Annotated in this window: 14 protein-coding genes; 6 read left to right on the top strand and 8 right to left on the bottom strand. The window is 65.3% G+C overall.

Annotated features, from left to right (window positions below; all coding sequences use genetic code 11):
- The first annotated feature begins 38 nt into the window (after window positions 1-38).
- Window positions 39-1094 carry an NAD(P)-dependent alcohol dehydrogenase gene (locus SLQ30_RS17420; protein WP_319447070.1) on the top strand — a complete coding sequence of 352 codons (1056 nt, stop codon included), beginning with the start codon at window positions 39-41 and terminating at the stop codon, window positions 1092-1094.
- Window positions 1095-1103: 9 nt separating this feature from the next.
- Here the strand turns inward: SLQ30_RS17420 and SLQ30_RS17415 are convergent, their stop codons facing one another.
- Window positions 1104-1463 (bottom strand): DUF3349 domain-containing protein, encoded by a 360-nt coding sequence (locus SLQ30_RS17415; RefSeq protein ID WP_319447071.1) that lies wholly within the window; start codon window positions 1461-1463, stop codon window positions 1104-1106.
- A gap of 78 nt (window positions 1464-1541) precedes the next feature.
- On the opposite strand from SLQ30_RS17415, the gene SLQ30_RS17410 reads away from it, so the two are divergent.
- Together SLQ30_RS17410 and SLQ30_RS17405 are read left to right on the top strand one after the other, a co-directional pair.
- Complete coding sequence (locus tag SLQ30_RS17410) at window positions 1542-1706, top strand: CopG family transcriptional regulator (RefSeq protein WP_319447072.1); 165 nt, start codon at window positions 1542-1544, stop codon at window positions 1704-1706.
- Between the two features lie 84 nt (window positions 1707-1790).
- A complete protein-coding gene (locus SLQ30_RS17405) occupies window positions 1791-2636 on the top strand; it encodes a class I SAM-dependent methyltransferase (protein WP_319447296.1) in 846 nt (281 codons plus the stop codon).
- A 3-nt stretch (window positions 2637-2639) separates the two neighbouring features.
- On the opposite strand, the gene SLQ30_RS17400 is transcribed toward SLQ30_RS17405, so the two are convergent.
- Complete coding sequence (locus SLQ30_RS17400) at window positions 2640-2960, bottom strand: DUF3349 domain-containing protein (RefSeq protein ID WP_319447073.1); 321 nt, start codon at window positions 2958-2960, stop codon at window positions 2640-2642.
- A 247-nt stretch (window positions 2961-3207) separates the two neighbouring features.
- On the opposite strand from SLQ30_RS17400, the gene SLQ30_RS17395 reads away from it, so the two are divergent.
- On the top strand, window positions 3208-4815 hold the full coding sequence (locus tag SLQ30_RS17395; protein ID WP_319447074.1) for an APC family permease: 1608 nt from the start codon (window positions 3208-3210) through the stop codon (window positions 4813-4815).
- Window positions 4816-4901: 86 nt separating this feature from the next.
- Here SLQ30_RS17395 and SLQ30_RS17390 read toward each other — a convergent pair whose 3' ends face one another.
- A complete protein-coding gene (locus SLQ30_RS17390; RefSeq protein ID WP_319447075.1) occupies window positions 4902-5990 on the bottom strand; it encodes a saccharopine dehydrogenase NADP-binding domain-containing protein in 1089 nt (362 codons plus the stop codon).
- Window positions 5991-6080: 90 nt separating this feature from the next.
- Here SLQ30_RS17390 and SLQ30_RS17385 point away from each other — a divergent pair, with 90 nt between their 5' ends.
- Complete coding sequence (locus SLQ30_RS17385; protein WP_319447076.1) at window positions 6081-6647, top strand: TetR/AcrR family transcriptional regulator; 567 nt, start codon at window positions 6081-6083, stop codon at window positions 6645-6647.
- Window positions 6648-6653: 6 nt separating this feature from the next.
- On the opposite strand, the gene SLQ30_RS17380 is transcribed toward SLQ30_RS17385, so the two are convergent.
- From SLQ30_RS17380 to SLQ30_RS17360, 5 genes are all read right to left on the bottom strand, one after another.
- Entirely contained in the window at window positions 6654-8351 is a 1698-nt protein-coding gene (locus SLQ30_RS17380) for an alpha-glucosidase (protein ID WP_319447077.1), read from the bottom strand.
- Entirely contained in the window at window positions 8348-9352 is a 1005-nt protein-coding gene (locus SLQ30_RS17375) for a glycosyltransferase family 4 protein (RefSeq protein WP_319447078.1), read from the bottom strand. Before SLQ30_RS17375 ends, SLQ30_RS17380 begins: the two co-directional genes overlap by 4 nt.
- 51 nt (window positions 9353-9403) lie before the next feature.
- Window positions 9404-10276 (bottom strand): class I SAM-dependent methyltransferase, encoded by an 873-nt coding sequence (locus SLQ30_RS17370; protein ID WP_319447079.1) that lies wholly within the window; start codon window positions 10274-10276, stop codon window positions 9404-9406.
- A 65-nt stretch (window positions 10277-10341) separates the two neighbouring features.
- Window positions 10342-11304, bottom strand: a complete 963-nt coding sequence (gene nrdF, locus SLQ30_RS17365) for a class 1b ribonucleoside-diphosphate reductase subunit beta (RefSeq protein WP_413468073.1) — start codon at window positions 11302-11304, stop codon at window positions 10342-10344.
- A gap of 136 nt (window positions 11305-11440) precedes the next feature.
- On the bottom strand, window positions 11441-12184 hold the full coding sequence (locus SLQ30_RS17360) for a TetR/AcrR family transcriptional regulator (protein WP_319447081.1): 744 nt from the start codon (window positions 12182-12184) through the stop codon (window positions 11441-11443).
- A 170-nt stretch (window positions 12185-12354) separates the two neighbouring features.
- Here SLQ30_RS17360 and SLQ30_RS17355 point away from each other — a divergent pair, with 170 nt between their 5' ends.
- A complete protein-coding gene (locus SLQ30_RS17355; RefSeq protein ID WP_319447082.1) occupies window positions 12355-13539 on the top strand; it encodes a geranylgeranyl reductase family protein in 1185 nt (394 codons plus the stop codon).
- Window positions 13540-13543: the final 4 nt, after the last annotated feature.

Raw genomic sequence — 13543 nt, 5'->3', positions numbered from 1 at the left:
GCATGTTTGCCATACGACACAAAGAGGGACGTAAAGACATGACCACGACCGTTTCGGCCTACGCCGCAACCGACAAGTGGGGTTCGGACGCACCCCTGACCAAGACCACCATCGAGCGCCGTAACGTCGGCCCCGCCGACGTGGCCATCGACATCAAGTTCGCAGGCATCTGCCACTCCGATCTGCACACCGTGAGCGCCGAGTGGGGCGAGGTCACCTTCCCGATGGTGCCCGGGCACGAGATCGCTGGCCTGGTCACCGAGGTTGGCGCCGAGGTCACCAAGTACAAAGTCGGCGACCGCGTCGGCGTTGGGTGCTTCGTCGACTCCTGTCGCGAGTGCGAGAACTGCAAGGCCGGCGACGAGCAGTACTGCAACAACCCGGGCATGATCGGCACCTACAACGGCGTCGGGCGCGACGGCAATCCGACCCAGGGTGGCTACAGCGACGCCATCGTCGTCGACGAGAACTACGTGCTGCGCATCCCGGACTCCATTCCGCTGGACAAGGCGGCACCCCTGCTGTGCGCAGGCATCACCACCTACTCACCCCTGCGGCACTGGGGCGCGGGACCTGGCAAGCGGGTCGCGGTCATCGGCTTGGGCGGCCTCGGCCACCTCGGCGTGAAACTGGCCGCCGCGATGGGCGCCGAGGTCGCGGTGCTGAGCCAGTCGCTCAAGAAGATGGAAGACGGGCTCCGCCTCGGCGCCACCGAGTACTACGCCACCAGCGACCCCGAGACGTTCACGAAACTGAAGGGCTCGTTCGACCTGATCCTGAACACGGTGTCGGCCAACCTCAACATGGCCGACTACCTCGGCTTGCTGAAGCTGGACGGCACCCTCGTCGAACTCGGCATGCCCGAGAACCCGATGCCGGTACCGGCGGGCGTGCTGATCTTCGGGCGTCGCAGGCTGTCCGGCTCGTTGATCGGCGGCATTCGCGAGACCCAGGAGATGCTCGACTTCTGCGCCGAGCACGACGTCACTCCGGAGATCGAGGTCATCGGGGCCTCCTATGTCAACGAGGCGTACGAGCGGATGCTCGCCAGCGACGTGCGGTACCGCTTCGTCATCGACAACGCGACGATCTAACCGACCGACTCAAGCGGGCGGGGCCTCTCCGGGGGCTCCGCCCGTCGTCATTTCCGGATCCACCCCGGATAGCGGCCAGCCTGCGGCGGCCAACTTTGCGGCCACCCGTCGGACATTCTCGGGACCGGCGTCGTAGTTCGTGACTTCGGAGATGAATGCCTCGATCTCGTCCTTGTCGATCGGATCGTCGTCGCTGGCCGGCGCCTTCACTTCGGTGATGTTGCGAATGACCTCCTTGAGCTCGTCCTCGGTGAGCGGCGTTTGGCGCAACAGCGCGAGCAGCGGAACCCGGTCGGGGCCAGGCACCCCCTCGGGATACCCGGCGCGCAGCCAGTCGAGGATCGAGGCAATCACAGACTTCGCGGACATCGGTCAAGTGTCTCGCGACGCGTTGGCACCATCAAAATGCCATTGCGATCTAGCTTGCTATCATGCTAGCTTCGACGAGTGGGCGATGACGACGTCAAGCAGTTCAACGTCTATCTGCCGATCGGACTGATCAGGCAGCTCAAGCACCACGCCATCGAAACCGAGCAGTCGTTGTCCGCGCTCGCCACCGAGGCGCTGCGGGCCTATCTCGACGCTCGTGACGCAACCGGCAAGGAGGAGTGACATGACTGAGGGCATCGAAGCCGTGTACCTGGAGACTCACAACTGGGGTGGCAGGGTGTGGACGCTGCACTCCAGAGCCGCGAAATGACGTCGGCGCCCGACAGCACGGCCGTCCGTGTCGCCTTGTGGCGCGCATTGCATCTCGAGGTCGACGATGCTCCGCACGTGATCACCGACGACATCGGGCTGCGGCTCGCCCAACCCGACCCCGACTGGCGTACCCGTGGCGACATGGATCCCGCAGGGACCGCCGCCTTCCGCGCCTCGATCGTGGCGCGTGCGCGCTTCATCGACGACCTGGTGTGCGAGCTGGCAGACGCGGGCGTCGGGCAGTACGTCGTGCTCGGTGCGGGACTGGACACCTTCGCCCAACGTCATCCCGACCGCACCGACACGCTGCGGATCTATGAAGTCGATCAACCGGGCACCCAAGCGTGGAAGCGGGGCAGGCTCGTCGCGGAGGGCTACCCGTTGCCAGCGGGACTACGTCTGGTGCCGGTCGACTTCGAAAGCGGTGAGTCGTGGTGGGAAGCATTGCTGGCCAACGGTTTCGATGCCGCGCGCACGGCAGTGGTGTCGTCGACCGGAGTCAGCATGTACCTGACGAGGGAGGCCACCGAAGCCACCCTGCGACAGGTAGCCGCGCTCGCCCCTGGCTCGGTGTTCGCGATGACGTTCATGCTGCCGCTGGACTTGGTCGACGCCGCCGAGCGCCCGATGCAGGCAAGCGTCGAACAGGCAGCGCGCGGTTCGGGCACGCCGTTCATCAGCCACTACGCGCCAGACGAGATGGTCCAGATGTGCCGCACCGCAGGGTTTTCGGCGGTGCGGCACATCGGCCCGAGCGACCTGATCCAACGGTACTTCGCTGGGCGTACCGACGGACTGCGCCCGCCGACGGCCGAGCAGTTGGTTGTGGCGACGGTGTAGTCGCTAGACCTTGTCGACGCCGGCCAGCTGCCAACCGGCGGCCGCAAGCTTGGCCGCCACCCGGGCGACGTTCTCCGAACCCGCGTCGTCATGGGTGACCTCGGAGATGAACTCGCCGATCTCGTCGGTGGTGATTTCGCCGTCGGTGAGCGCCGCCGAATCCGCAGTGGTGATGTTGCGAACGACGTCCTTGATCTGTACTTCGGTCAACGGCGTGCTGCGCAGGAGCGCGAGCAACGGCACCCGATCCGGGCCTGGCACGCCCTCGGGGTAGCCGGCGCGAAGCCAGTTGAGAATGGACTCGAATAGCGACGTGGTGGTCACATCGCCAAGTGTCTAGGTCGCCGTACGCGGAGGCTACCGCCGATCCGCACAGTTCCTCGGTCATTCACCGGTCGTTCACGCGACGAACTCGCGCTACCCGGGGTCGACCCGCGGCCCGAGAAACCTGTCAATTGACCAGAAATCTCGCCGCTCGAGTTGTGAGGTAGTGGCCCGAGTGCGACGCTTTCCGGTGGAACTGCAGCGTCGCCGTCCAATCACGCAATCCGATCCGAACCAGGATGGCCAGATGAGCACTGAATCCGAAGCCGCCGAGTCGGCGCCGCAAGCCCCCGCCGGGCTGAAGAAGGGTGCCATCGGCATCGTCGCGGTTCTGTTCATGGCCGTCGCGAACGCTGCACCGATCACCGCGATGACGGGCAACACGCCCATCGCGGTCGGATTCGGCAACGGCCTCGGCGCGCCCGCAGGGTTCCTGTTCGCCACGATCATCCTGACGCTCTTTGCGCTGGGCTATGTGGCGATGGCAAGGCACATCACCACGACGGGCGCCTTCTACGGCTTCATCTCGCATGGGCTGGGCCAGATCTGGGGCATGGCCAGCGGCATGCTCGCGACGTTCGCCTACGTGGTGTTCGAGGGTTCGCTGATCGGCGGGTGCGCCTACTTCGCGAACGACGCCATCAACACCATCTTCGGCTTAGAGATCCCGTGGCTGGTGATCGCCGTCGTCGCCATCGTGGCCATCGCGCTGCTCTGCTACTTCGACATCAGCCTGACGGCGGCCATCCTTGGCGTCACGCTGACCGCGGAAGTCCTTGTGCTGCTGGCGCTCGCGCTCTCGGTGATCTTCAAGGGCGGCGGACCCGACGGGTTCATGCTGAACCAGACCGTACTGCTCAACAACGCGTTCGAGAGCCTGCCCGCAGGAGCGTTCGGCACGGCGGCCGCCGCCGGATCCATGGCCATCGGCCTGTTCTTCGCGTTCTGGTCGTGGGTCGGCTTCGAGACAACCGCGGTCTACGGCGAGGAGTCCCGCAACCCGAAGAAGATCATCCCGAGAGCGACCATCATCGCGGTGGTGGGACTCGGCCTGTTCTACACCTTCATCTCGGCGATGGTCATCGCGGGCAACGGCGCCAAGACGTCAGTCGAGACGTCGATCAGTGCGTCGCCACTGGACCTCTTCTTCGGGCTGGTCAACTCGAACCTCGGCGGCGTGGTCCTCGACGTCTACAAGGCCCTGCTCGTCATCGGATCCTTCGCCTGCGCGTTGGCTTTTCACAACGCTGCCTCGCGCTACCTGTTCGCACTCGGGCGCGAGATCCCCTCCGACAAGGTCAAGTCGACCATCGGCAGCACTCACCCAAAGCACGGTTCGCCCTGGATCGCGTCGACGATCCAGAGCGCGATCACCCTGCTCATCGTGCTCGCGTTCGCAGTCTTCACCGCCGTGCAGGTTCCGGACACCAACGGCACTCCGGTCGACACGCCTGCGCTGGTGCCGTACGTCAACATCTACGGTCTGCTTGCGCTCATCGGCACCGCGGCAATCCTTCTCGTACAGGCCATCTGCTCAGCGGCGGTGATCTGGTATTTCTGGGTCCGAAAGACGCACCGCGGCAACGTGATAACGACGCTGATCTGCCCGCTGATCGGTGGCGTGGCGATGTTGTACGTGGTGTGGCTGCTGTGGGACAACCGCGCGTTCGCGGCGGGCCTGGCGTCCAACTCGGACGTCTTCAAGGTCGGCCCGTACATGATCCTGGCCGTCTTCGTGATCGGTGTCGTCTACGCGGTGTGGTTGCGCCAGGCCAAGCCTGCCGAGTACGCCGAGATCGGCCGCACCGTCATGGAAGACGCCCACGAGCGCACCGAGGACGCGCCCGCGACCTAGCGCGAGTTCCCAGCGCGAACAGACGCAAATGGCCCTGAATCGCCCGGATTCACGGCCATTTGTGTCTGTTCGCGGGGTGTTGGCGGTCAGTCGATTATGAAGTCGCCGCCTGCAGCGGTCGCAAGACCGGGCCCGAAGACGGCGGCAGGTGTGTACGCCCCTGGACGCTGCCCACCGCGGGCCAACCGAGTCGCCACCTCGGCGAGCACGCTCGCGGTGAAATCCATTGCCTCGCCGGCGCGCAGCCAACCCTCGCGGCTGGTTCCGTCCGGCCACGTGATCCGCGCATGTCCATACGAGTGTTCCCGGTCGCGGGGCCGCGACGAGGTGCGGGTGCGGGCGAGCATCCGAGTGGCGAGCGCGCGCAGCGGTCCGATGGACAGCGCGGCGCTCGCGATGGGCAGGACCGCCCGGACCGTAGACGTTGCGGGCAGCAGGCCGGAGCCCGCGGTCACCGAAGGAGCACCGCTGGCGATCCATGCGGCGTGCAGGTCCCCGGTGGGCACGGACGAGGTCGTCACCGCGGTGCCGTCGGGAAGGGTGAGGTGCTGCACCTCGCCACCCAGCCGGGCACGTACCAACTTGCCTTGTTCGTACCGTCGGCCACCGGCGGGCAGCCCGTCGAGAATGGTGGCGGCCAAGGCTTCTCCCACCACGCCGGTCTCGGTATCGACGGACGGCAGCGCGTCGACGCGGACGTGACTCGGGATCGGACGGCCTTCGCACAGCGTCATCACGACGCTCTCGGTGGCCAGCACTCCGAAGCCGGCCCCGGTCACCAGCGTGCGGCCGGCGGCTACCGCGGCGTCGTGCAGGCCGAGCAGCCCGAATAGCGATTCGAGGTCATTCGCGAGATCGACGTAGTGGCTGCCACTCAAACCGGCCCTGGCGATGGGCAGCGCGGTCTCGGTGAAGGGGCCGATCGTGTTGATCACCACGGTCGGCCGCTCGTGTTCGATCAGCGCGGCCATCGCGTCGACCGAATCCGCAGCCACCGTCCGGATGCCGGCGCCAATGGCCGTGGCCACCTCATCGAGCCGGGCGCCGTTCCGTCCGACAAGCACGGGTGCGACATCCGTTGCCGCCGCCAGCCGTTCGGCCACCGCTCGGCCGGACCGGCCGGTGGCGCCGAGGACCCACACTTCATCGCTCGGGCCGTGCTGCTCCATAACCATCTGCTCTCGTTCGTCCAGTAATGACACGGTGTGCCATCACTTCACCATAGCAGCGATGGCACGCTGTGTCATCAGGGCTACGATGTCCACATGGCGCGATGGGACCCCGGGGCTGAGAACAGGCTCCGCCAAGCGGCGATGGACCTATTCCTCGAGCGTGGGTTCGAGGCCGTGACGGCGACGGACATCGCGGTTCGCGCCGGGTTGACCAGACGGACGTTCTTTCGCTACTTCACCGACAAGCGGGAAGTGCTGTTCGCCGGTTCGGAGCGACTGGCGGACGCTGTGGCTGAGGCGGTGCACGCCGTCGATGCCACGCACTCCCCTATTGATACTGTCCTGCAAGCGCTTTCGTCAGTGGGTAGCGCACTGACAGAGCTCAGCGAACGGGCTTCCGACCGACGCGCGATCATCGCCGCCAGCCCCGATCTGCAGGAACGCGAACGGACCAAGATGGCAGCCGTGACCGCCGCCCTCACCGCAGCACTGCGCGAGCGCGGCATCGACGGCTCGACGGCGCACATGCTCGGGCAGGTGGGCGTGGCAGTCTTTGCGACCGCGTTCGGACGCTGGGTCGACTCCGCAGGCAAGGCCGACTTCGCGGAGACCTTTCAGCAGGCGGTCGCAGAACTCCGGTCCGCAATGGCCGACGGTTAGCATTCCTCAGCGGCACGTGGAGTAGATGCGCGCATCCCAGCCCGCAAGGTCGAGGACCGTCGACCCCGTAGCGGACGGGGTATCGGGCAGGTTGCCCAGCACTAGCTCCGCCGAGGCCCAATCTCCGCCGACATCGACGGTCCGTGGCGCACGTCCACAATTGGCGATGACGAGGAGTCGGCGGCCCACGGTGGTTCTGGTGTACGCCCAGATCTGCGGATCATCCTCCATCAGCGGCGTGAACACACCGTCCACCAGGACCGGCAGTTCGTGACGCAGGCGGATCAGCGCTTGGTAGTGCGCGAAAACCGAATCCGACGCGTCGAATTGGGCTGCGGCGTTCAGCCACGTGTAGTTGGGGTTGACGCGCAGCCACGGATCGCCGGTAGTGAATCCGGCGTTGCGTCCCGCGTCCCATTGCATTGGCGTGCGGGCGTTGTCGCGGCTCATCTTGGCCAGCCCGGCGAGCGCCGCAGCCTCGTCGCCTCCGACCTCGACCACACTGTGGTAGAAGTTGACGGCCTCGAGGTCCTTGTGGTCCTGCGGAGTTCGGAACGGGTAGTTCGTCATTCCGAGTTCCTCACCCTGATAGACGAAGGGCGTGCCGCGCATGCCATGCAATATGGTCGCGAGCGCCTTCGCCGACGCCGCCCAATAGTCGGGGTCGTCGTCGCCGAACCGGGATACGACGCGGGGTTGGTCGTGATTGTTCCAATACAGGCTGTTCCAACCGATTTCGGCCAATGCTGCCTGCCAGCGGTGGAGCGCCTTCTTCAGGACGACCAGGTCGAGCCCTCGGTAGTCGAACTTGCCCGCTGGGCCCTGGTCGACGGACACATGCTCGAACTGAAACACCATGTTCAGCTCGCCCCGCGCCGGATCGGTGTAGAGCCTGGCCTGTTCGGGCGTCACTCCCGGCATTTCGCCGATCGTGATGAACTCGCCCTCGCGGCCACCGAAGACCTCACGGCTCAGTTCGGCGAGATAGTCGTGAACGTGCGGGCCGTCGACGAACTCGTTCATGGCGCTGACGAATCGCTGTCCCGGCACTGGTGGCGCGTCGGGAAGCCCCTCGGCCTTGGAGATGAAATTGATGACGTCCATGCGGAAACCGTCGACGCCGCGGTCGAGCCACCAAATCATCATGTCCCGCACGGCTTTACGTACCTCGGGATGCTCCCAGTTCAGATCTGGCTGCTTGCGGTCGAAGAGGTGCAGGTAGTACTGCTCCGTCCGCTCGTCCCACGCCCATGCCGAGCCGGAGAAGAAGGACCCCCAGTTGTTCGGCTCGGTGCCGTCGCGCGCATCCCGCCATATGTACCAGTCCCGCTTCGGGTTGTCCCGCGACGAACGCGACCCCACGAACCACGGATGCTCGTCGGAGGTGTGGTTGACCACCAGGTCCATCACCAGCTTCAGCCCGCGTTGGTGCACCTCCGCAAGGAGCGCGTCGAACTCGGCCAGGGTGCCGAACGTCGGATCGATGTCGCGGTAATCACTGATGTCGTAGCCGTTGTCGACCTGTGGGGACGGGTAGACCGGCGACAGCCAGATCACGTCGACCCCGAGTGCCTGCAGGTAGCCGAGCCGTGCGGTGATGCCATTCAAGTCGCCGAGCCCGTCGCCGTCCGAATCGGCGAAGCTCCGCGGATAGATCTGGTAGACGACGGCCGACTTCCACCAATCCTGTTGGGATGGTGTCATTTCCGATTGCCGATGACGTCGCGGTACACCTTGACGTACTTCTCGATCATGGTGGCGACCGTGAAGCGCTGGGCGGCGTGCTCGGCAATCCCGCGTCGGTCCAGTGCGCCCGCAACACCCACCGCAGTCACCGCCGAATCGACGTCGTCGACCAGATAGCCGGTGATCCCGTCCTCGATCAGTTCACCCATCGAACCTCTGGCGTTGGCGATGACCGGTGTGCCACAAGCCATCGCCTCCACGACGCTGTAGCCGAACGGCTCGTCGAAGTCGATCAGGTGAAGCAGTGCGTGTGCGCCGCCCAGTACCTCGGCGCGCGTGGCGGCATCGACGGCACCGAGATAACGCACCCGCACTCCGTCGACGTGCGGCGCGACTTCGTCGCGGAAGTACTGCTCATCTTGGATGATGCCTGCGATGTCGAGTCGGCGGCCAGATCGGCGGGCGACCTCGATGGCGTGCGCGGTGCCCTTGTCGGGGTGGATTCGTCCGAAGAACAGCAGATGCTCGCCCGGACTGGGATGGACGGCGAACTCGCCGACGTCAATACCGTGGTGAATAGTGCTGGCGTAGTGCAGATCCGGGTGTCGGTCGGCGTCGCTGATCGACACGTATGCGCCTGCGCCGTCGTAACGCTGGTAGACGGGAACGATCCTTTCCGACGAGAACCCGTGGATCGTGGTGACCACGGGTGTATCGACGAGCTCGCTATACGTCAGCGGCAGGAAGTCGAACCCGTTGTGAATGACGTCGAACTCGCCGGCCCGCTCGAACACCGAGGCGATGTGCAGGCATTCCGCCACCTTCGCGTCGATCGTCGTGTCCTCAGACCAACCCGTCGGCGACGTCGCGTGCAAGGTGGCCGTGGTGATCGAGTCTGCGGTGGCGAACAGCGTGACGTGATGGCCGGCCGCCACCAACCCCTCGGTGAGCAACGATGCGAACTGCTCCCACGGCCCGTAGTGACGGGGCGGGGTCCGCCATGCGATGGGCGACAGCACGGCGACTCGGATCGGGCTGCCTGCCTCGCCATGGATGGGAATGTGCTCAGGCTACCCGCGCGTGAGCCGGACCACCGCACTCCACGGCCGCTTCTCCGGAGGGCGGTGCGCATCGGGTTGGGGTAGGTGGGCGGCGAGCCGGTACAGCCAGGGCAACCGGTGGAATCGGTAGGCCGCATCGAAGACGGATTCGACCTCGACCGGATGCCAACCGAGCTCCTCGAAGTAACCCAGGCCGTTGGCTGGCGCAAACTTGAACGGTGCGTTCTGCAGCAAGCCGTCGGTCTTGTCGTTCATGAACTTCTTCAGCCCAGGACCGGCCAGATCCAGCATCCACCACGCGATCTCGGGTCGGGTGAAGGCCTCGGAAAGGGCTGCCACGTCCCGGGTTTCGAGGTACATCAGCAGGCCCTCGGTGAGCACCAAGGCCTTCGTTGCGCCCGCCAACGCCTCGGTCAAGAACTGGTCGCGGGCGGCCGGATCGGCGAGGTCGACCGCATGCCGAGTCAAACTGCATCGCGGCCGCTGATCAGCGAGCAGCTGTTCCTTCTCGGCGAGTAGCGCAGGCAGGTCACCCTCGACCCAGGTGAAGCCGGGCGGAAGCTCCAGGCGGTAGGGCCGGGTGTCGAGCCCGGCGGCCAGGTTGAGCACGCGGTCGCAACCATCGTCGATCGCTTCGAGAATGATGTCGTCGATGACCTTGGTGCGCGCCACCAGCCACCAACCCGACCGCATCATGCGCGGGAACCGGGCGGCGATGTCGCGTCCATGTTGACCGGCGAGGCGCTCGGCAAGGGAATCCTCGAACAGCGCGTCGGGACGGGCGGATTCTCGTGCGCGGTAGACCGCTACCCAGCGCGCGGTGTCCGAGACGTTGGAAACGGGGGTGCGTCCCGGCTTGGACGCGTGGGCATCAGGGTTCACGTCACGCCAGCTTAGGCCGAGGACAACGTCGACCTGGCGACCGCCAAAGCGGTCATCGAGTCGCTCTAGAAGTCCCAGTCCGCGTCTTCGGTGTTGACGGCCTTGCCGATGACGTAGGAGCTACCCGACCCGGAGAAGAAGTCGTGGTTCTCGTCGGCGTTGGGCGACAGCGCCGACAGAATCGCCGGGTTGACGTCGGTCTCGTCGCGCGGGAACAGCGCCTCGTAGCCAAGGTTCATCAGCGCCTTGTTCGCGTTGTAGCGCAGGAACTTCTTGACGTCCTCGGTGAGGCCGACCTCGTCGTAGAGATCCTGGGTGTACTCCACCTCGTTGTCGTACAGCTCGAAGAGCAGCTCGTACGTGTAGTCCTTGAGCTCCGCCTTGCGCGCCTCGTTCTCGAGCGCCAGGCCCTTCTGATACTTGTAGCCGATGTAGTAGCCGTGCACAGCCTCGTCGCGGATGATCAGCCGGATCATGTCGGCGGTGTTGGTCAGCTTGGCGCGGCTGCTCCAGTACATCGGGAGGTAGAAGCCCGAGTAGAACAGGAAGCTCTCCAGCAGCGTGGACGCCACCTTGCGCTTCAGCGGGTCGTCGCCACGATAGAAGTTCATCGTGATCTCGGCCTTGCGCTGAAGGTTGGGGTTCTCCTCAGACCAGCGGAACGCCTCGTCGATCTCGGAGGTGGAGCACAGCGTCGAGAAGATCGAGCTGTAACTCTTCGCGTGCACCGACTCCATGAACGCGATGTTGGTGTAGACCGCTTCCTCATGGGGCGTCAGCGCGTCGGGGATCAGGCTGACCGCGCCGACGGTGCCCTGGATGGTGTCCAGCAGCGTCAGGCCGGTGAATACGCGCATGGTCAATTGCTTCTCATGCGCCGTCAGGGTCCCCCACGACGGGATGTCGTTGGACACCGGCACCTTCTCTGGCAACCAGAAATTGCCCGTCAGCCGGTCCCAGACCTCGGCGTCCTTGTCGTCCTGCACGCGGTTCCAGTTGATGGCCGAAACTCGGTCGATCAGCTTCATTCCATCAGACACGTTGGACCCCATTTCACCTGCGAACTCTATTGCCGAACTGGCTGTAGCCGACACTACCCCTGGGGTGAGACAACGGGGGCCAACACAACAGCTTGTGTTGCGCGTGTCGACAATTGGGCTTTGATCAGGCCACGGTTTCGCGCCGGGTGACGCCCTCGTGCAGCGGCAAGTCCCGGTCGATCCTGATGCCGAGCAACTCGCAGGTGCCGTTGATCGCGCCGAGCATGATCGTCGTCATGTGAGCAACGAACTCGTCGGCTGGCATCCGGCGCGGACTATCGACGTTGGGCCCCAGCCACCAGTCCGTTGCGGCGGCCGCCGACCCGAACGTGGTGAACGCGGCGAGTTCGATTGCCGCCCCGTCGAGTTCCATCTCGCGCAACTCGTTGCTGAAGAGGTTCGCCATGGCCAGGGTGATCTCACGCCCCTCGTTGATGGCGCGCATCGTCGATTCGCTCTGTTCTGCGAAACGGCCCTGGATCAGAAAGCGGCAGACGTTGGGGTGTTCGTCCACCAGTCGCACGTACTGTTCGACGCTCCGGCGGATGACCTCGCGGGCCGAGTCGGAGGCCAGGTCGATCTGCGGGACGATTGCCCCCCACAGCATGTCGCGCAGTCGCTCGCCGATGGCTTGGAAGAGGTCGGACTTGTCGGTGAAGTGACGGTAGATCTTGGGTTTGGCGGTACCTGCCTCTTCGGCGATCTCGCGCAGGCTCAGCTCGGGACCCAGCCGGTCGATCGCCCGGAAGGCGGCGTCGACGATCTCCTCGCGCACCTTCTTGCGGTGCTCGCGCCAACGCTCACTGCGCGCGTCCACCTTGACACCGGGCTGGGGGCCCGGCGGACGAGGTAAGGACGGTCTGCGCACTTATCCACTGTAGCGGCTGGCACCGCCTGACCTGGCAAGACCGCGCGGTGTGCCCACATCAACAGTGCGCCCGGGTCATGGTTCCGTCACGATGCTCGTCAGACTCGGTTCAATTACCCCGGGTACGATCGCCCCTGATACAGCCCAGCTATTCAATCGGGACGGATGAGATGACGCAGCGATACGACCTGGTCATTGCGGGCGGAGGCCCTTCGGGCGCCGCCGCGGCGTGGCAGGCGGCTCAAACCGGCGCCAAAGTAGTCGTCCTCGACAAGGCCGAGTTCCCCCGTGACAAGCCTTGCGGTGACGGGTTGACCGCCCGGGCGGTCAGCTACCTACAGAAGATGGGCCTCGCCGAGGAGGTCGACAAGTTCCACCGGGTCAACCGGGTCACGGTGTTCAGCCCGTCGGAATGGGAGTTGTCGTTCCCGAAGCGCCCTGGCATGCCCGACCACGGCTACGTGGCCCCGCGCCCGCTGCTGGACACGCTGCTGCTCAAGCATGCCGAATCGGCTGGTGCGGAGATCCGTCAGTCGTGTGAGGTGAGCGGCCCGGAGCTCGACGCGAACGGCCGCGTCGTCGGCGTTGTGCTCAAGAGCGGCGAGAAGGTCCTCGGTGACGCGGTGATCGCGGCCGACGGCGCCTACTCCCCCATCAAGCGCGCCCTGAAGCTCGACTCGGAGTACAACGGCTATTCGGCGATCGCGATCCGCGCCGAGATGGATGCCAACAAGCCGGACTCCGATTCGCTCGACATCTACCTCAAGCTCGCCTTCAACGGTGACCAACTGCCGGGCTACGGCTGGGTGTTCCCGTTCGGCGGCGGCCGCATCAACATCGGGCTCGGCTACGTCAACAGTTACAAGGACTGGCAGCAGATCAACGCCACCCAGTTCCTCGGCGAGTTCATGAACACGCTGCCACGCGAGTGGGACCTGCCGTCGATCGAACAGCTCAAGAAGGACAAGATCGTGCGGGCATGGCGGTTGCCGATGGGCTTCACCGCGTGGCCGCCGTGGCGTCCCGGTGTGCTGTTCACCGGTGACTCGCTAGGCGCAGGCAGGCCAACGTCGGGTGCGGGCATCTCCAAGGCACTCGAATCCGGCTTGGCCGCAGGCGAATGCGCGATCGCCGCGCTCACCAACGGCGGGCCCGACGACTTCACCAACTACGCACAGCGCATGGAAGCCGCCTGGGGCAAGGAGTATCGGCGGGGCCGCTACTTTCACAAGCTCGCGGGTATTCCCGCCGTCGCGAACGCAGGGATCAAGTTCATCGACAACTCGTTCCTCCGCGACCGGATGCTCAAGTCGCTGTACAAGAAGGAACAGGGCCCGCAGCACACGGTGAAGTAGGTCT

It is taken from the genome of Mycobacterium sp. RTGN4 (assembly GCF_033804635.1).
Lineage (GTDB): Bacteria > Actinomycetota > Actinomycetes > Mycobacteriales > Mycobacteriaceae > Mycobacterium.
Note: the sequence above shows the minus strand (reverse complement) of the source record. Positions and strands in the feature narration are given on the sequence as shown.